This window comes from Flavobacteriales bacterium (assembly GCA_016704485.1).
GTDB lineage: Bacteria > Bacteroidota > Bacteroidia > Flavobacteriales_F > PHOS-HE28 > PHOS-HE28.
Genome location: JADJAA010000001.1, coordinates 1918768 through 1936283 on the forward strand (window position 1 = coordinate 1918768; position 17516 = coordinate 1936283).

Below are 17516 nucleotides of genomic sequence, written 5' to 3' on the forward strand. Positions count from 1 at the left end.
TTCTTGCACGCGCTGCATCCCCTGATCATGTTTGCGGGTGTTGTCGAATTCGATCGCCTCTTCGATCATGGTCAACAGCTGATCAATAAGTGCTGCTTCCTCATCCGTGGCGCGCCCTTGCATAGTTGTTTGGAACTCAGTGAGGTAATATTTGATACCATTCACATCGTACACGACCAGATCATGTTTGTCCTGAATCGCACCATCACTATCAAGAACCTTGGTCTTGAATACATTTCCACGGAATGGACGGAAATCATCCTTGTCCTCTGGGCTTAGAGGGCGATAGACATCCATAACCCACTCGCTCACGTTACCTGCCATGTTGTACAGACCATAATCATTAGGCCAGTAACTGAAAACAGGGCTTGTTACATCCGCATTGTCATTAAGGCTTCCTGCTACACCCATGTAGTCACCACGGCCGCGCATGAAGTTTCCACGGAAATCTCCATAAAATGAACCGCCTTTCTTTTTGCTATCATAACGCACCCAATGGCCATTCCAAGGATAGATACGGCGCTCCACGACGCGTTCATCAACGGTATTGCCAACCAAACCGTATGCAGCATATTCCCATTCCGCTTCAGTTGGTAGGCGGTAGCGGGGCATAAGAATACCATCCTCGATCTTGATATTACGCGTATCACGGTTCGGATTGAAATCGCTTACACCATCTACTTTCTTACCGCTTTCATATTGGCCGGCCAAGTAGGCATCCGTTGTGAAATGATCTTCGTTGATCTGGTTCGGATAGTGTTCAAAAAGACCTTCACGGATCAATATCACCTCATTCACGCGATCGGTACGCCAAGCGCAATAATCGTTCGCTTGCAACCAGTTGATACCGACCACCGGATAATCACGGTATGCAGGGTGACGGAGGTAGTACTCAACATAAGGTTCATTGAATGCCAATTTGCTGCGCCATACCAAGGTGTCGGGTAGTGCTTTCTTAAAGATCTCCGGAAAGTCGGCCGCGAACACCCGATCCAGCCAATACAGGTATTCCAACCAGTAATGATTGGTCACCTCCACTTCATCCATATAGAATGACGAGACCGTTACAGTGCGTGGGATATTGTCCCAATCATGCCGCAGATCATCCGTCACACGACCCATGGTGAACTGGCCACCTTCGATCAGTATAAGCCCAGGACCGGTCTCTTGGTCCTCAAACCCGGTCTTTTCAAATCCGCCATTCTTGGAATCATTGAAATTCCATCCTGTGGCACCGCTTTTTTCGAATTGACAACTGCTGAACAGCGTCGCCCCGACTATTACGATACCTATATTCCTTACAAAACTCATGGTCCTGTGGTTTGGTAATGGTTTAGAAGGTAGGACAAGCAACCTGCCTGAACCTTCTTTGTTTACGCTTGCAGTTGAATTGAAGTTGCAGACTGATCTCATGAGAGCCTGCGGTAGCGGTTGTTAACTTGCTTGTTGTAACGTCGTAACTGTAGCCGAACTTGAACTTTTCCGTGTGGAAACCGACCAATGCGATAAACGAATCACGCGTTCTGTACCAAACGCCCGCAGTGATCGGTCCATGGTCCACGTAAAGACCAATATTCAATTGACGGAACGCAGCTTGTTGCTGGAATAGTACGTTGGGGGAGATCTTTGTGCGTGCATCGCCATATTTTCCTCTTTGACCGATAGGGATGGCTGCCCCAGCATGGCCGGTGATCTTCATAGGTAGCTTACTGGTTCCTACGATCAGTGATTCATTTGGTTCGGTAAGGTGGTTAACTGCAACTCCAACAAAGAAAATATCGGTATAACCCAATACACCTGCGCTGAAATCGGCATTGCCAACACTTCCGCCCCGTGGTACATCGTTCGTATTGTAAATGAAGCCCCGGCGAGGGTCTATCTGATCACCAAAAGTGAGCTTGCTCCAATCCAATGATTTTTGGAAGTATGTGGCTTGGAAGCCCACCTTCAAAGAAAATTTTCGAGAGATGGCTTGTTGATAAGAATAAATGCCACTAACGGTCGTCGTGTTCAAAGTTCCCTTTCCAGCCTGGTCATTGGTGACCAAAAAGCCCAAACCGCCCATAAGCCCATCCACATGTTGGTCATAACTAGCGCTGGTGGTAACGAACGTTCCTGTAAGAGCAGGCCATTGGTTACGATAGTTCATGGTGACACGCGGGCAACGGGCCGTACCTGCGAACGCCGGATTCAGGTACAACGGGTTCGCGTAGAATTGCGTGAATTGCGGGTCTTGTGCGATTGCTGTGAAGCTCGCAAACACGCACAGTACTAAGCCGAGTACCGCACGGCTAACGGTCCATTCCTTCATGCTCGATCGATCAGGGCTCGGAAGCCAGCGCCAAGTATACGGATCACTTTGCATTTCGGTTCCAATTTCCTTTCGCAATAATCCATTTAACATGTCGTTGTTGGGGTATTCCGAACACAAGGGTCGAAGGTAGTACTTTCGCTCCAACGCTGTTGATAACTTGTTGAAAGACCATATGACCATCCGACGCATTTTTCTTGCTTTTCTCGCCATGGGCCTAGCATTCGGCTCATTTGCGCAGCTTCGTTCGGACCGAAAGTTGATGTGGAAGAGTTCTGACATCGTCAGCAAAGAACGCATTCAGAACGATGCGATTGCATCAAAAAGTGAAAAGTTGACCGAACAAGATCATTTACTGGTCGTGGAACCCTTTCAAGGCGCATTCTTGGATCCTCAACGTGGTGGATTACCATTCTATCACGAACGAATGCCGCTTTCAGGTAATATTACCGGTATTGCCGTTGGCCTTATCGATCCACGATTTGAACCGCTCACCAAGGAAGAGTTAGGTCTGTGGCCAGCATTGGACTCCATAGGTCCAGAACCTGTGATCACCGCTATGGTCGGTATCCATAAGAAAATTCCTCAGGCGTTGATCGATATCGTGCCTTTCCGTAGGGATCCAGCTAATGGACAACTTCAAAAATTAGTTGCGTTCCAGTTGGAAGTGAATACCACTAAAGGCGGTGGTATGGGCTCGCCAAAAGCCTATCCGGCAAATTCGAAACTAGCGAATGGCGATTGGTACAAGTTCAGTGTTGCAGCTGATGGCGTTCATAAGCTCACCTATGAGTTCTTGCAGTCATTGGGAGTAGGGTCGTCTGACCTGGCATCCGATCAGATCAATATCTACGGAGGGCATTTGGGTCTATTACCTTTCAGGAATGATGTCTATCGCCCTACTGATCTTCCGTTGAATGCCATACAGGTGGAAGACGGTGGTGATGGTGTCTTTGGTCAAGGTGATCATATCTTATTCTATGCGTCCGGTCCGCAACGTTGGGACCTGGTCAACGGCCTATTCGTTCATACCAAACATGTTTACTCTGATTCTGCCCATTACTTCATAGGGATCGGAACGGATCTGCCACAGCGGATCGAACAAGCTTTGCTTTCTTCTGATGCAGCCACGCATACGGTTACAAGCTTCAATGACCGTCAGTTCATTGAACGCGATCTGATAAACATGATCAAAAGTGGGCGTACGTGGTATGGAGAATTGTTCGACCTCGTACTGAACTATAATTTCTCGTTCCCGACACCATTTCTTACGCCAGGCGAAGATGCCGTACTTGTGTTCAATGGAATTGCTCGCACCATTGGTACGGGAAGTAGCAGTAGTTTCAATATCAATTCCGGCTCGGCATTGAATGAAGATTTCCCAGTGGTCGGCATCTCAAATAGTTCCATTAACGCTCAGGCGAGACCATTCAATGAAGAATTCACTTTTCAACCTACCGGAGGCGCCGTGCCGGTATCCATCACATTCACGAAGAACGACCCCATAACGTCCAAGGGTTGGTTGAACTATCTGGAGTTGAATTGCCGCAGGGACCTGCGCATGATAGGGGATCAACTTTCATTCCGGGACCTTAGTTCCATCGGTATGGGTAACGTGGCCGAGATGGTCCTTGACCAAGCACAGAGTGTTTACCGTGTTTGGGAAATAACCGATCCTACAGCTATTCGGAACGTGAATTTCGATGACAATGGTGGCCAGAAACAGTTCCGTTTCAATTCGGATTCACTAAGGCAGTTCATTGCATTTCGGGATGGTGGTTATTTGACCCCCGTAAAAATTGGCCGGGTTCCTGCGCAGAACCTCCATGCTACTTCACTGCCTACCGACCTTGTGATCGTATGCCCTACACCTTTCATCTCTCATGCTATGCGGTTGGCAGATGCTCGAGCCAATGAAGGTCTATCGGTGGTAGTTGTGACCCCTGAGCAGGTTTACAACGAGTTCTCCAGTGGAACCCGGGATGCGGCGGCCATAAAACGGTACATGCGTTTGTTGTACGATAATGCAGGGACCGATCCAGTGCTACTACCGAGATACTTATTGTTGTTCGGTGATGGGTCCTATAATACCGTCTCTACCAGTGCGGTCAATCAGAATTGGCTACCCGCATATCAGACCGCGGAATCACTTGATCTTTCGAGATCATATACGTCAGATGATTATTTCGGCCTATTGGATGTGAGTGAGGGAGAATTACCGTCGGATATGGTTGATATCGGCATTGGTCGGTTCTGTGTTTCTAGCGCTCAACAAGCAAATGAAGTGGTCAACAAAGTCCTGAATTATGATCGTTTGAGACTCCTTACAGCTACAGGAGCGGTGTGTTCCGATGCTAGTGACGGGGGTATAGCCGATTGGCGCACGCATGTTCTGTTCGCATCGGATGATCAGGATGGGGACAACAATGAAGGGCATATTCACATGTTCCAAAGCGATTTCTTAGCATCAAAGATCGAGATCGCGTACCCGAAATTCAATGTGGACAAGGTTTATTTGGATGCGTATCAACAAGTTAGCACCCCTGGTGGCCAGCGCTATCCTCAAGGTGCTGATGACCTGAAGGACAAAGTTCAGAAAGGGCTTCTTATCGTTAACTATGTTGGCCATGGTGGTGAGGTAGGATGGGCCCATGAGCGCTTTTTGGATAATGGTACGATCCAAGGATGGACCAATAAGGACCGTCTGCCACTGTTCATGACCGCGACCTGTGAATTCTCCCGTTGGGATGACCCCGCGCGTACTTCAGCAGGCGAGCTCGTCCTGTTGAATCCGAATGGTGGGGGCATTGCGTTGATGACCACTACACGATTGGCGTATTCCAATGATAATTTTCTTCTCGGTCAAAAATTCTATGATCACGTGCTTGTGACCCAGGATGCCTTGGGTAGGGACCAACGATTTGGAGATATTTTTGAGCAAACGAAGCGGGATATAACCGCGGCAGTGAGCGGATCCGTGAATCATCGGAACTTCAGCTTGCTCGGTGATCCTAGTCAACGACTGGCCATGCCCCGTGGCGATGTTCGAATTACTACCATCGCGGATACCCTTGGGAACCCTGTTGATACCTTGAAAGCGCTTTCCACGATCCGTATCAGTGGGTTCGTGGATGACGGTTCAGGCCAGCCACTTACGGATTTCAATGGAATTGTAATGCCAACGGTCTATGATAAGGAACAGCTTCAACTTACGTTGGTGAACGACCCTACGCCGCAGTCCACACCGTTCCAGTTCAAGATCCGTAAGAATGTCATTTACCGTGGAAAAGCCACTGTGACCAATGGCACGTTCAACTTCACATTCGTGGTTCCGAAGGATATCAATTACCAGATAGGTCCTGGCCGTGTTAGCTGTTATGCTGAAAGCGGATGGTACAACGCGAGCGGATATACGAATGATCCCTTGGTGGGCGGCACTGCAACGGACGTGGCGTTGGATGAGCAGGGGCCGCAGATAGACCTTTACTTGAACGACGATCAATTCGTTCATGGTGGATTGACCGATGAGTCGCCTATGCTTTATGCTAAACTGTTCGACGAGAATGGTATCAATACGGTGGGTAACAGCATTGGGCATGACCTGGTGGCAACATTGGATGTGAACACGGAACAAGCCGTGGTTCTGAATGATCTGTACGAGGCCGATCTGGATGCCTACAAAAGTGGCGAGGTGAGATACAGGTACGAGAACCTTGAGGAAGGATCACATACACTGACCCTCAAGGCTTGGGATGTGTTCAACAACTCTTCCGATGCCACTACGGAGTTCGTGGTCGCTGAAAGCGCTGAACTTGCATTGGCCCATGTTCTGAACTATCCGAACCCGTTCACAACACATACGGAGTTCTATTTCGAGCACAACCGCGCTTGCACATCCTTGGATGTTCAGGTGCAGGTCTTCACCGTAAGTGGTAAATTGGTAAAGACCATTAGTCGTCAAATTGCATGCGAAGGGTTCCGTGCTGATCCGATGGCCTGGGACGGGCGAGATGATATGGGAGACAAGATCGGAAGAGGCGTTTATGTATACCGATTGAGCGTTACGACTCCCGAAGGAGAAAAGGCCGATAAGTTTGAGAAACTGGTGATCCTACGATAGGCTGCACAATAAGCGCCCCCCTTCCGGCGTATATTTGCCGTCCTTTTGCCCGAACTACCCTTATGAGATCATTTTTGCAGCGTTTCTTTTTCAGTTCCCTTCTCGTGCTTGCAGCAGCTGGTGCACTTCATGCTCAGCCCTGTGATCCGCAATTCCAGTCCGCTGGACAGCAATGCGGCGACCAATTGAATACCATCACCACCGCTGTCCCCTTTTTACTGATCAATGCGGATTCGCGCGCTGGTGGTATGGGCGACGCCGGAGTAGCTCTATCGCCGGATGCGAATTCCATTCACTGGAATCCTTCCAAATTGGCATTTGCGGAGCACGACGCTGAATTCACTACAAGCTACAGTCCATGGCTCAGGAACCTTGTGCCGGACATGAGCTTGGCATACTTGGCCGGTTACAAGCGATTGAAGAATAAGCGAAGTGCGATAGGTTTCTCGTTGCGCTATTTCAACTTGGGGAGCATCCTTTTCACGGACAATACGGGCGCCGCCATTCGTGATTTCAAACCTGCGGAATTCGCGGTTGATGTTTCATTTGCACAGCAGTTCGGTGATCATTTCGCGGGAGGACTTGCCTTGCGCTATGTGAACAGCAACCTCACCGGTGGTCTTAGTGTTGCTGGTGCTAATACGAAGGCCGGCCAAACGGTCGCGGCCGATGTTTCGTTCTTCTATCATAAACCGGAGATCGAAATTGGGGATAAAGAGGGTACGTTCAACTTTGGCCTCAATGTGAGCAACATCGGAGCAAAAATGTCCTACTCCGAGACCTCCGTGCAGAATTTCATACCGATCAACCTCCGCTTGGGACCTTCTTTCAAGGTGGACCTTGATGATTTCAACAGCATCACTATCAACGTGGACGCAAATAAACTGCTTGTGCCAACCCCGCCGGTTTATTTGTTGGATCAGAATGGAGCTGTGGTGATAGACCCGGTAACTGGTGGTCCGCAAGTAGCAAGCGGTCGCAACCCGGACGTAGGAGTGGCAACTGGGATCTTCGGTTCATTCAACGATGCACCTGGGAACGTGAGTTATGACGACGATGGCAATGTAGTGGTGGAGTCAGGCAGTAAGTTCCGCGAGGAAATGCGCGAGATCAATGTTGCTGGTGGATTGGAGTATTGGTACGCCGATCAATTCGCCTTCCGTACAGGCTATTTCTGGGAGCATTACACAAAAGGAAATCGCAAGTATTTCACCTTGGGAGCAGGTCTTCGCTACAAGGTCTTCTCGTTGGATCTCAGTTACCTCATTGCAAATACCGCTCGTAGCCCACTTGCGAACACGCTGCGCTTCACGCTCGGTTTCCGATTCGATAAAGGCACCAAGAAGCCAGGCACGGACGGATGATCCGTGTTGGACTTGGGTATGACGTTCACCGCTTTGCAGAAGGCCGTGAACTCTGGCTAGGTGGCATTTTAATTCCACATTCCGTAGGTCTGCTAGGGCATTCCGATGCTGATGTATTGCTTCACGCTTTGTGCGATGCGCTGTTAGGCGCTGCAGGAATGGGCGATATCGGCACTCAATTCCCGGATACCGCTGCCGAATGGAAAGGTGCGGATAGCAAAGAACTTCTTAAGCTGGTCATGATCAAGCTCACTGAGGCAGGTTGGTCCGTGGGAAACGTGGATAGCACGTTGGTCATGGAACGCCCGAAGATCATGCCTCATGTACCTGCCATGCGCGCTGTGATCGCAGCGATCCTAGGTGTTGGAGAAGATGCGGTCGGCATCAAGGCCACAACGAATGAAAAGCTGGGCTTTGTAGGCCGTGAAGAAGGCGCTTGTGCGCACGCAGTGGCGCTGATAGAGCGTAAGTAGGTCGGCTCGGTCCACTAGTGCTTTGCGCACTCAATCATCATCGTCCGTAGGCATCTCGTTGAACGAGCCATGCCCCTGTTCATCTTCGAAATAGAAGACACGCATTTGCGCAGTGTCCCGAAGCAGATCGATCTTACCGATCTCTACCCTGGAAACCTTTACACCTAAGCGGTCATGCAGGTCAGCATAGAGTGCTGTGCGATTCTCTGGCTTTATCAACTCAATGCGTTCGTAGATCAACAACTTCACCGCTTCGTGACGCGTAAGCCATAAATGCTCCAAAGCATAGGTCAAGATCAGGATCATGCCATCGGTAAACACCAATTCAGCAATACTGATCTTCTTACTTGCCAAGGAATTGATCACTGCCACAGTGATCACCGCGAACAAGTAGGTCATGTCCTTGATGCTGATCTGTTCCGTTCGATACCGCAGAACGCCGAATATGGCAAAAAGACCGAACGCGAAACCGATGCTCAACTTCACGCTGTTCAAGAGAACACACAGGAAGAAGATCAATATGTTGAACAGGAAATAAGTGAACAAATAATCCTTTTTGCGATGGATAGGATAGTAGATCAGCCGGATCAGGATGAACAGCACAATTGCATCCAACCCGAATTTGAACAGGAGTTCCCACATATCCGCGTGGAAAACAGGCATACCGAAGATCTTCATTTACGTGTAGTGTTCATTTAAGCCGCTTTGCGGATACGGTCGAGCATGAGCAGGACCGGTTTGAATGCGTTGTATTTTACGTTCTTGCCAAGCATCAAAACGCCGATGCAATATTTGCTCAGGCCGCTGGGCTGTATTCCGCGCGATCGCATGATCCGCACGAAAGGTGATGTTCGATCGGCACGTGATTGTTTCAGTTCCGCTACTACGATAGGCCCTAATTGTTTTTCCGTGTCCGCATCGCTGTACCTTAGGTCCACATCCATGGTCAACCGTTCCGGAGTGTGCTTGTTCACGAACGTGTAGCGCATGAAACTGTTCCAGATCGAAGGCTGCAACGCCTGATCCGAATTACTGGCTTTCGTAACGAACTCCGTTTGTACAGCATCCAACATTTCCGGAATGCCTGTTACCTTGATTCTTGCTTTATCCGTGCGGCCTGTCCCCGTTTTGCGTTTCACCTCCAAGTATGCGAGGCCACTTCCGACATATTCACGGAAACGGACCTTCACCCGGAACGTGCGCTTGTTGTGATGATCCTGATAATGCTTGAGGTCCGGTGTGTCGAAATACAAGCTGCGGTAATTGGTGCCTCGCAAACCCTTTACCTCCAGTAATCGATAATCCGGAAGCATTGCCTTCAACACGTCATCAAGCTCAGCAGCTCCCAGAACATACTTGGTGTCCACACGATCCTGGAGCTTCACGTTATCCATTTCTTCCAATGAAATGGGGTCGAATTCAGCGATATGTTGGTGTTTTATATCCACGGTGAAGGAGGCCAAAGCTAATGGAACCCTTTGGTTCGCACCCCACCATGATACGCGTTCATTACTTGCTTGCTACTTTTGATATCCTTTTCTTGAAAAATGGCTGAACACGGTTCCCTAACATTACAATTTCTCAAATACGCATCCAGCGCAGAAATGCCAGAAGCGGACCGCGATCTTCTGCATCAAGCAGAGCAGGCTGCAATGCGTGCCTATGCTCCGTATTCGAAGTTCTATGTTGGGGCTGCGCTTCGCTTGACCAATGGCAAGGTCGTTACCGGAAATAATCAGGAGAATGCATCGTTCCCAGCGGGTATCTGCGCTGAACGTACAGCTCTTCATGCCGCAATGTCCCTTGATCCTGATGCCGTGGTGAAGGAGATCGCCGTTGTCGTAACCACCGCCCATGGACAGGATCCTGTGTCGCCCTGTGGGATCTGTAGGCAAGCCTTATTGGAGCAGGAGGTAAGACAGAATGCACCCATGCGCATCATCATGGGTCTACCCAAAGGTCCGGTGAAGGAAGTTGCCAGCGCAAGAGCGTTATTGCCTCTTTCTTTCGACGTCTCCTTTTTGAAAGGTTGAGTTCAACACGAAGAACGGCTGTTTAGGCAGGGCTATATTTGTACACTATCGACGCAGAGATTGAAATGACCACGAAGACCGTATTAAAAAGCAAAATGGACAAACCTATCAAAGCGCCAGCGAAAGCTACGTTCGGTAAGGAAACGTATTTGCGTTGGTTCAAGGAAATGATCATGATGCGCCGCTTCGAGGAGAAGACGGGTCAGCTCTATACAATGCAGAAATTCGGTGGATTCTGCCACCTATACATTGGACAGGAAGCCATTCTTGCCGGTATGATCACAGCGGTGCGAACAACGGATCGTTTCATTACCGGATATCGTGACCATGCGCACCCGTTGGTTCTGGGTGTTTCGCCCAAGAACGTAATGGCTGAGCTATACGCCAAGACCACCGGGACGAGCAAGGGCAAAGGCGGAAGCATGCACTTCTTCAGTAAGGAACGGAACCTTTTCGGAGGGCACGGCATCGTTGGTGGACAGATCGGTCTAGGTGCCGGGATCGCATTCGCGGACAAATACCGCGGTGAAGACCATGTAACGCTTTGTTTCATGGGTGATGGGGCCACACGCCAAGGCATCCTTCACGAAACGTTCAATATTGCAATGACCTGGAAATTGCCGGTGGTCTTCATCATAGAGAACAACAACTATGCGATGGGGACCAGTGTGGAGCGCACAAGCAATGTACATGACCTGAGTACGCTGGGTGAGAGCTATGACATGCCTGGCCTTAGTGTGAACGGTATGCGCTGTGAAGATGTACACGATGCCATTAGCATGGCTTGTGAGCATGCCCGCGCCGGCAATGGGCCATATCTATTGGATATTAAGACCTATCGCTACAAGGGGCACAGCATGAGCGATCCGCAGAAGTACCGCACCAAGGAAGAGGTGGAAGGCTACAAAAAGCAGGATCCGATCGAGAACGTGCGAGATACCATTCTTGAAAAAAAGTACGCTACCAAAGTTGAGTTGGATAAACTGGACGAGGCAGCGAAAAAAGAAGTTCTTGCAGCGGTGAAGTTCGCCGAGGAAAGCCCTATGGCAACTGCTGATGAACTTTATAATGATGTCTATTTCGAGCGGGATTACCCGTTCATCATTGATTGATGATATCGCCTACGAAAAGAATAACGCATTCAGAATAGATCAAGACTAGACCATGGCAGAGATCGTACGTATGCCCAAATTGAGTGATACCATGACCGAAGGGGTTGTGGCAGCTTGGCATAAAAAAGTGGGTGATACCGTGAAAAGCGGTGAAGTTCTGGCGGAGATCGAGACCGACAAGGCTACTATGGAATTCGAAAGTTTCACGGATGGCGTTCTACTTCACATCGGTGTGGAAAAAGGAAAGGCCGCACCCGTGGATAGCATATTGGCGATCCTTGGAAAAGCGGGTGAGGATATCACCAAGTTGTTATCAGATGCAGCGGCCAGTGCGCCGAAGGAAGAGACCAAGAAACCGGAACCTGTTGCTGAAAAAGTAAAAGAAGAACCAAAGGCAGCACCAGGTCCAGTAACTAGTGCGCCGGTAGCTACAACAAGTGCGCCCGCGAAGCCCGCAGCTCGCAGCGCAGCAAATTCCAATGGTCGTGTAAAAGCGAGTCCGTTAGCTAAGCGATTGGCAGAGGAAAAAGGAATTGACATTGCGCGCGTTCAAGGCACTGGTGATGATGGTCGCGTGGTGAAACAGGATATAGAGGACTTTACTGGCGGTGCGCTCTATGGCGTTCCACAGATAGAAGCGTTCGAGGAGGTGCCCGTGAGCCAAATGCGCAAGACGATCGCCAAGCGATTGAGCGAAAGCTTATTTACTGCGCCGCATTTCTACCTCACCATTGAGATGAATATGGATCGCGGTATGCAAGTGCGTGAAGCGATCAATGCCCAGATAAAGCCGGAAAAGATCAGCTACAATGACCTGGTCGTAAAAGCTGCCGCTGTCGCGTTGAAGAAGCATCCAAAGGTGAATAGCAGTTGGTTGGGTGACCGCATCCGTTACAATCAGCATGTACATATTGGCGTAGCTGTTGCAGTTGACGAGGGATTACTAGTTCCTGTGATCCGCTTTGCAGATGGTAAGTCCTTGCGTGATATAGGTAGTGAAGTGCGTGATCTCGCCGCCAGAGCCAAGGACAAGAAATTGCAACCTGCGGACTGGGAGGGAAATACCTTTACCATTTCCAACTTGGGCATGTTCGGTATCGATGAGTTCACTGCGATCATCAACCCGCCGGACGCCTGTATCATGGCAGTCGGTGGTATCATTGAGAAACCCGTTGTGCGCAATGGTCAACTTGCTGTTGGCCATACCATGAAAGTTACGTTGAGCTGTGACCACCGTGTGGTGGATGGCGCTACGGGAGCTGCTTTCTTGAATACATTCAAGAGCTTTATGGAGGAGCCGGCGTTGTTGTTCTCGGTTGGTGTGGTGTAATGCGGTCCATAGGACCACTGTAGAAAGTGGACGTTTCGATCCGATCCAGTTTGAAATGATATCCCGACTTCTCGTATTCTGCCAGTTCGCCTGCATTGCCGTATTGTTGTTCGGCGGGAGTTTTGAATTGCCATGGTGGGGATGGCTGATCTTCAGCACGGGATTGGTCGTCTTTCTCGCAGCGGCAACATCACTCGGTACCAATAATTTCACGATCATGCCGATCCCGCGAGCCGGGAACAGCCTTTCGAAGCGTGGTGTCTACAGCGTAATCAGGCATCCGATGTATACGGCTGTGCTGATATGCGGAAGCGCCATGGCATTTGGTGCTCCAAGTGTTTGGCGTTGGTCTGCGCTCGCGATTTGTCTTGTAGTTCTGGTATTGAAGATCCGTTTTGAAGAACAGCATCTAACTACAGTTCATCCGGAATATCCGAAATTGATGAAAGGTGTTGCCCGTTTGTTCCCATTCGTTTGGTGAGCGGGTGCTTGATGCCAAACTCAAGAATACTTTCTGGCGCGTGCTCGTAATTTCACCGCGTGCTGGATCTCTTTAACACACCGATCGCGTTCCTGAAAGGGGTTGGCCCTCAAAAAGCTGAACTGCTCGAGAAGGAATTGGGCATAGCGACCATCGGCAATTTGCTGACCCACTTCCCATTCCGGTATGTGGATCGCACCGTGTTCCATACCGTGAAGGAGATAAATGCCGACCTGGAACAAGTGCAGTTGAAAGGTGTGCTAGGGCCATTGAAAACCGTTGGTGAAGCGCGTTCCCGGAGATTAACTGCAACGCTTAAAGATGCAACTGGTTCAATAGAACTGGTCTGGTTCAAAGGTGCGCGTTGGTTGCAAATGTCCCTGAAACCTGGACAGGAATACATCGTTTTCGGAAAGCCGAACCATTTCAATGGGCGATACAGTATTCCCCATCCGGAAATGGAACTGACCGCAGGAGTGGAGCCCGCACTTCAGGCTGCATTACAACCCGTATATAGCACTACGGAGAAATTGACCGCCAAAGGGCTTGGCAGTCGGGCGATCGGTAAACTCACAAAAGCCGCTCTATTGCAAGGCGAAGGGTTGATCCCTGAAACTTTGGATCAGCACTTGATCGATCTGCAAGGTGGCATGTCACGCGAAGATGCGTTCCGACAGATCCATGTTCCACAAACAAGAGCCGCGTTGGATGCAGCCGTTCTTCGTTTGAAATTCGAAGAGCTGTTCTTCATTCAACTACAACTGCTGAAGCAAAAACTGTTGATGCAACAGAGCCTCCGCGGACAAGTATTCAGCAATGTTGGTGACCATTTCAACTCGTTCTACAGCGATCATTTGCCCTTTGAACTTACCGAAGCGCAGAAACGTGTGGTTAAGGAGATCCGAAAGGACATGGTGACCGGTCACCAGATGAACCGTCTTGTTCAAGGAGATGTTGGCAGTGGTAAAACGTTGGTCGCATTATTGAGTATGCTGATAGCGCTCGATAATGGCTTCCAGAGCGCATTCATGGCACCCACGGAGATCCTGGCCCAACAACATTATACCACGCTGGTCAAGTTCCTGGAAGGATTACCGATCACCATTCGGTTGCTTACTGGTAGTGTAAAGACCGCTGAGCGTAGGAGCATTCTTATGGCGCTGAAAGCTGGCGAGATCCATATCATTGTTGGAACGCATGCGCTGCTCGAGGATCGTGTGGTGTTCGATAAGCTTGGCTTGGTCGTGATCGACGAGCAACACCGGTTCGGAGTAGCCCAACGTGCCCGTATGTGGGCGAAGAGCACTGTGCCGCCTCATGTGTTGGTCATGACGGCAACACCGATCCCACGCACACTTGCTATGACGTTGTACGGGGACCTGGATACCAGTGTGATCGATGAATTGCCACCAGGTCGCAAACCGATCCGTACCGTGCATCGGTTCGATGGTTCGCGCAATGCGGTCTTCGGTTTCATGGAAGAAGAGATCACCAAAGGCCGCCAAGTGTATGTGGTGTATCCCTTGATCGAGGAAGGGGATCCTGAAAAAATGCGCGGTGTGGAACTGAAGGACCTCACGGATGGTTTCGAAAGTATTTCAAGGCGATTTCCGTTGCCGAGATATGCTGTGAGCATGGTGCATGGGCGTTTGGATCAAGCAACCAAGGACTACGAAATGGCCCGATTCAAGAAAGGCGAGACCAATGTGCTTGTTGCCACCACTGTTATTGAAGTTGGCGTGGATGTGCCTAATGCAAGTATGATGGTGATCGAGAATGCAGAACGCTTTGGCCTTTCACAATTGCACCAATTGCGCGGCAGGGTGGGCCGCGGTGCGGAGCAGAGTTTCTGCATACTTATGACCGGCGATAAACTGGGACATGATGCACGTGAGCGGATCTCCACAATGGTGCGCACCAACGATGGTTTTGAGATCGCGGAGGCGGATCTGCGTTTGCGTGGGCCCGGAGACCTAATGGGCACACAACAGAGCGGCTTGCCCGAATTGCATATTGCTGATCTGGTGAAGGATGTTAGCCTTCTTCAACAAGCAAGGGAACTGGCTTTGCGGATCCTTGATCGCGATCCTGACCTGAAAGATCCCGCCAATGTTCGCATCTCCGGAACATTACGCGCTATCATGAAGTCGCGCCCACTTTGGGGGCGGATCAGTTAAAGTGCTTCTGGGTTCACGTGGTCAGGGACGCGCGTCGGCGGATCTCTTCGGGGTCCAGTACGTGCGCCAAACATCCGGCAACGATCAGGTATTGACCAACGGCATACGTGAGTATTATCGACCACGATGCATGATCAAGGTTGCGAAGAAAACGGTTCGTTGCGAGTAGGCTATCCGATGCTATGAACAAGAATGAGCCGATCAATACAAGAACGAAACTGCGGGGGAATGTGCGTCCAAATCGAAATGTAGCAGCGAGGCCCATCAACGTTATTGCAACTGCATAAGCACTCACCGGAACCTTGATCTCTTCATCTATGCGTGGCATCAGGTCCATTGCGAAAAATACGCCGTAGGCAGTTATTCCGGTTCCGATCAACCAGGGCAGAAAAGAGAACGGCGCTGCGGCATTCGCAATGTTATGCGCGAAGGCGATGGTATAACAGAGCTGCGCGATCAGAAATGCTCCCAGACCGATCATGAAATAGAATTCATCAAGGTGCTCGAACATCAGCGTTACATCACCGATCAAGGAAAAGAACAACCCCGCTTGGATCAGAATGGTGAATCGATCGCCTACGCGTCTGCTCTTGAAGTAGAACCAAAGCGAAAGCGTGATCATCAGCAATGGTTTGCTGACAAAGAGCAGGCCATGCCAACCCTGTACTAATGCAATTATCGTACTCAACGTAATTGCCGCGAACAATATGCCGATGACCAGATCGTTCTTAAAAATTCTCATTCGGAAAAATGATCGGAGCTTGTTGAGGAGAGCCGATCGGGGAGTGAATGTATGGTTCTGTGTAGGATCAGGTCAATATCACTCGCGGCCCGTCATTCACAGGGGTCTGTTAAGGGCTGGATCCTAAGGCCTTCACTTTATTGATCCAGGTGATCTTCGATCGGTTCCGTATCCCCAACCAAAGCATTGCAAGTGAAACCAGAACTATACCACCATTCAACCCGAAAGTGATCGGATCAGGGAACATGTTGCCACAACTTAGTAGAAGCAGCGCAAGCGCAGCGATCCGTAAGACCTCCAACCAATTAGCAATTCGACTTCCTTCCAGCAACAGGCCAAGGTCCATCACCCATAACACGATCAGGGCGGAAAACGCCCATTGCTGCCATGTTCGCAATTGATCTTGCTGGAATAGAAAGAAGGATGTTGCACCAAGTAAGAATATGAACTGAACAAGCACATAAATGGCCATGGCACGTGCCGTTACCGTATCGAACTTTTGATAGGTAGCCCGGTCTTTTTTCTTTGGACCTTGGAACCCGCCCAGTTGAAGCGGGCGCCAACCGGGAGGCTTCAGGAACACGCGCACTTTATCCCACCAATTGTTACATTGGCCAGCAAGTACGCCAAGATCGCCCCAATAATGAAAATTGGCCTTGACCGGATCCCACGAACCGAGTTGCTCAGTGATCCCATAAACCGGTTCTTCCTCTTCCTGTTGGAAGGTTCCGAAGAGCTTGTCCCAGATGATCAACGTTCCTGCGTGATTGCGGTCAATGTATTTAGGGTCGCTTCCATGATGTACGCGGTGATGCGCTGGTGTGTTGAAGATGAACTCCAATGGACCAAGGGTTGATATGGCCTTCGTATGGATCCAGAACTGATAGAGCGTATTGAATGCAGCGACCGTTACGATCATTAATGGGTGAATACCCATGATCGCCATCGGCACATAGAACCACCAACTGAACAAACCTTGCCACCAGCTTTGGCGCAATGCCACGCTTAGATTGTATTCCTCGCTCTGATGATGAACGATGTGGGCCGCCCATAAAAAGTTCACTTCATGGCTTAGTCGATGGAACCAGTAATAAAGCAGGTCGACAAGTAGAAATGCGACGATCCACGTGAGAATGGAGTTCTCGATGGTGAATAAGCGCCAATTATCGTAGGTCCAGAGGTAGGCCGTGAAGATCGTGGTCTTCGTGAATGCTCCTACCACTTGTGAACCGATACCACAGCCGATATTGGAGATCAGGTCATTGAAACGGTACACCTTGTTGCCCGACCATGCACTCCAGCCGAGCTCGATCAGGATCAATACGAGGAATACGGGAATGGAATAAACGATGTAGTCCATGTTAGTGCTGCTA

At 49.8% G+C, this 17516-nt stretch carries 13 protein-coding genes and 1 pseudogene; 8 read left to right on the plus strand and 6 right to left on the minus strand.

Annotation, left to right across the window (positions count from 1 at the left end):
* Positions 1-195 precede the first annotated feature (195 nt).
* A pseudogene (locus tag IPF95_08150) lies at positions 196-1311 on the minus strand (SUMF1/EgtB/PvdO family nonheme iron enzyme).
* A gap of 22 nt (positions 1312-1333) precedes the next feature.
* Positions 1334-2365, minus strand: coding sequence for a type IX secretion system membrane protein PorP/SprF (locus IPF95_08155; protein ID MBK6474670.1), 1032 nt, complete (start codon positions 2363-2365; stop codon positions 1334-1336).
* Between the two features lie 121 nt (positions 2366-2486).
* On the opposite strand from IPF95_08155, the gene porU reads away from it, so the two are divergent.
* The 3 genes from porU to IPF95_08170 all read left to right on the plus strand — a co-directional run bounded on the left by porU (position 2487) and on the right by IPF95_08170 (position 8268).
* On the plus strand, positions 2487-6431 hold the full coding sequence (gene porU, locus IPF95_08160; GenBank protein MBK6474671.1) for a type IX secretion system sortase PorU: 3945 nt from the start codon (positions 2487-2489) through the stop codon (positions 6429-6431).
* Between the two features lie 62 nt (positions 6432-6493).
* Positions 6494-7795, plus strand: coding sequence for a type IX secretion system outer membrane channel protein PorV (porV, locus tag IPF95_08165; protein ID MBK6474672.1), 1302 nt, complete (start codon positions 6494-6496; stop codon positions 7793-7795).
* Positions 7792-8268, plus strand: coding sequence for a 2-C-methyl-D-erythritol 2,4-cyclodiphosphate synthase (locus tag IPF95_08170; GenBank protein ID MBK6474673.1), 477 nt, complete (start codon positions 7792-7794; stop codon positions 8266-8268). The genes porV and IPF95_08170 overlap by 4 nt, the downstream gene beginning before the upstream one ends.
* 30 nt (positions 8269-8298) lie before the next feature.
* Here IPF95_08170 and IPF95_08175 read toward each other — a convergent pair whose 3' ends face one another.
* Together IPF95_08175 and IPF95_08180 are read right to left on the minus strand one after the other, a co-directional pair.
* Positions 8299-8946: a DUF4956 domain-containing protein gene (locus tag IPF95_08175; protein ID MBK6474674.1), complete on the minus strand. Its 648-nt coding sequence runs from the start codon at positions 8944-8946 to the stop codon at positions 8299-8301.
* Positions 8947-8963: 17 nt separating this feature from the next.
* Entirely contained in the window at positions 8964-9716 is a 753-nt protein-coding gene (locus tag IPF95_08180; protein MBK6474675.1) for a polyphosphate polymerase domain-containing protein, read from the minus strand.
* Between the two features lie 99 nt (positions 9717-9815).
* On the opposite strand from IPF95_08180, the gene cdd reads away from it, so the two are divergent.
* The 5 genes from cdd (at position 9816) to recG (ending at position 15401) form a co-directional block, all read left to right on the plus strand.
* Complete coding sequence (gene cdd / locus IPF95_08185) at positions 9816-10301, plus strand: cytidine deaminase (protein MBK6474676.1); 486 nt, start codon at positions 9816-9818, stop codon at positions 10299-10301.
* A 65-nt stretch (positions 10302-10366) separates the two neighbouring features.
* Positions 10367-11413 (plus strand): pyruvate dehydrogenase (acetyl-transferring) E1 component subunit alpha, encoded by a 1047-nt coding sequence (gene pdhA / locus IPF95_08190; GenBank protein MBK6474677.1) that lies wholly within the window; start codon positions 10367-10369, stop codon positions 11411-11413.
* 52 nt (positions 11414-11465) lie between these two features.
* Positions 11466-12743, plus strand: a complete 1278-nt coding sequence (locus tag IPF95_08195; protein MBK6474678.1) for a pyruvate dehydrogenase complex dihydrolipoamide acetyltransferase — start codon at positions 11466-11468, stop codon at positions 12741-12743.
* Between the two features lie 55 nt (positions 12744-12798).
* Positions 12799-13224 carry an isoprenylcysteine carboxylmethyltransferase family protein gene (locus IPF95_08200; protein ID MBK6474679.1) on the plus strand — a complete coding sequence of 142 codons (426 nt, stop codon included), beginning with the start codon at positions 12799-12801 and terminating at the stop codon, positions 13222-13224.
* A 59-nt stretch (positions 13225-13283) separates the two neighbouring features.
* Complete coding sequence (gene recG / locus IPF95_08205) at positions 13284-15401, plus strand: ATP-dependent DNA helicase RecG (GenBank protein MBK6474680.1); 2118 nt, start codon at positions 13284-13286, stop codon at positions 15399-15401.
* A 13-nt stretch (positions 15402-15414) separates the two neighbouring features.
* On the opposite strand, the gene IPF95_08210 is transcribed toward recG, so the two are convergent.
* Both IPF95_08210 and IPF95_08215 read right to left on the minus strand, forming a co-directional pair.
* A complete protein-coding gene (locus IPF95_08210) occupies positions 15415-16143 on the minus strand; it encodes a lysoplasmalogenase (GenBank protein ID MBK6474681.1) in 729 nt (242 codons plus the stop codon).
* 109 nt (positions 16144-16252) lie between these two features.
* Positions 16253-17503 (minus strand): sterol desaturase family protein, encoded by a 1251-nt coding sequence (locus tag IPF95_08215; GenBank protein ID MBK6474682.1) that lies wholly within the window; start codon positions 17501-17503, stop codon positions 16253-16255.
* Positions 17504-17516: the final 13 nt, after the last annotated feature.

What these genes read in the sequence shown, in the direction of transcription:
- IPF95_08155 (MBK6474670.1), bottom strand. Translation starts at nt 2,365, where the DNA reads ATGCAAAGTGATCCGTATACTTGGCGCTGGCTTCCGAGCCCTGATCGA.
- porU (MBK6474671.1), top strand. Translation starts at nt 2,487, where the DNA reads ATGACCATCCGACGCATTTTTCTTGCTTTTCTCGCCATGGGCCTAGCA.
- porV (MBK6474672.1), top strand. Translation starts at nt 6,494, where the DNA reads ATGAGATCATTTTTGCAGCGTTTCTTTTTCAGTTCCCTTCTCGTGCTT.
- IPF95_08170 (MBK6474673.1), top strand. Translation starts at nt 7,792, where the DNA reads ATGATCCGTGTTGGACTTGGGTATGACGTTCACCGCTTTGCAGAAGGC.
- IPF95_08175 (MBK6474674.1), bottom strand. Translation starts at nt 8,946, where the DNA reads ATGAAGATCTTCGGTATGCCTGTTTTCCACGCGGATATGTGGGAACTC.
- cdd (MBK6474676.1), top strand. Translation starts at nt 9,816, where the DNA reads ATGGCTGAACACGGTTCCCTAACATTACAATTTCTCAAATACGCATCC.
- pdhA (MBK6474677.1), top strand. Translation starts at nt 10,367, where the DNA reads ATGACCACGAAGACCGTATTAAAAAGCAAAATGGACAAACCTATCAAA.
- IPF95_08195 (MBK6474678.1), top strand. Translation starts at nt 11,466, where the DNA reads ATGGCAGAGATCGTACGTATGCCCAAATTGAGTGATACCATGACCGAA.
- IPF95_08200 (MBK6474679.1), top strand. Translation starts at nt 12,799, where the DNA reads ATGATATCCCGACTTCTCGTATTCTGCCAGTTCGCCTGCATTGCCGTA.
- IPF95_08210 (MBK6474681.1), bottom strand. Translation starts at nt 16,143, where the DNA reads ATGAGAATTTTTAAGAACGATCTGGTCATCGGCATATTGTTCGCGGCA.
- IPF95_08215 (MBK6474682.1), bottom strand. Translation starts at nt 17,503, where the DNA reads ATGGACTACATCGTTTATTCCATTCCCGTATTCCTCGTATTGATCCTG.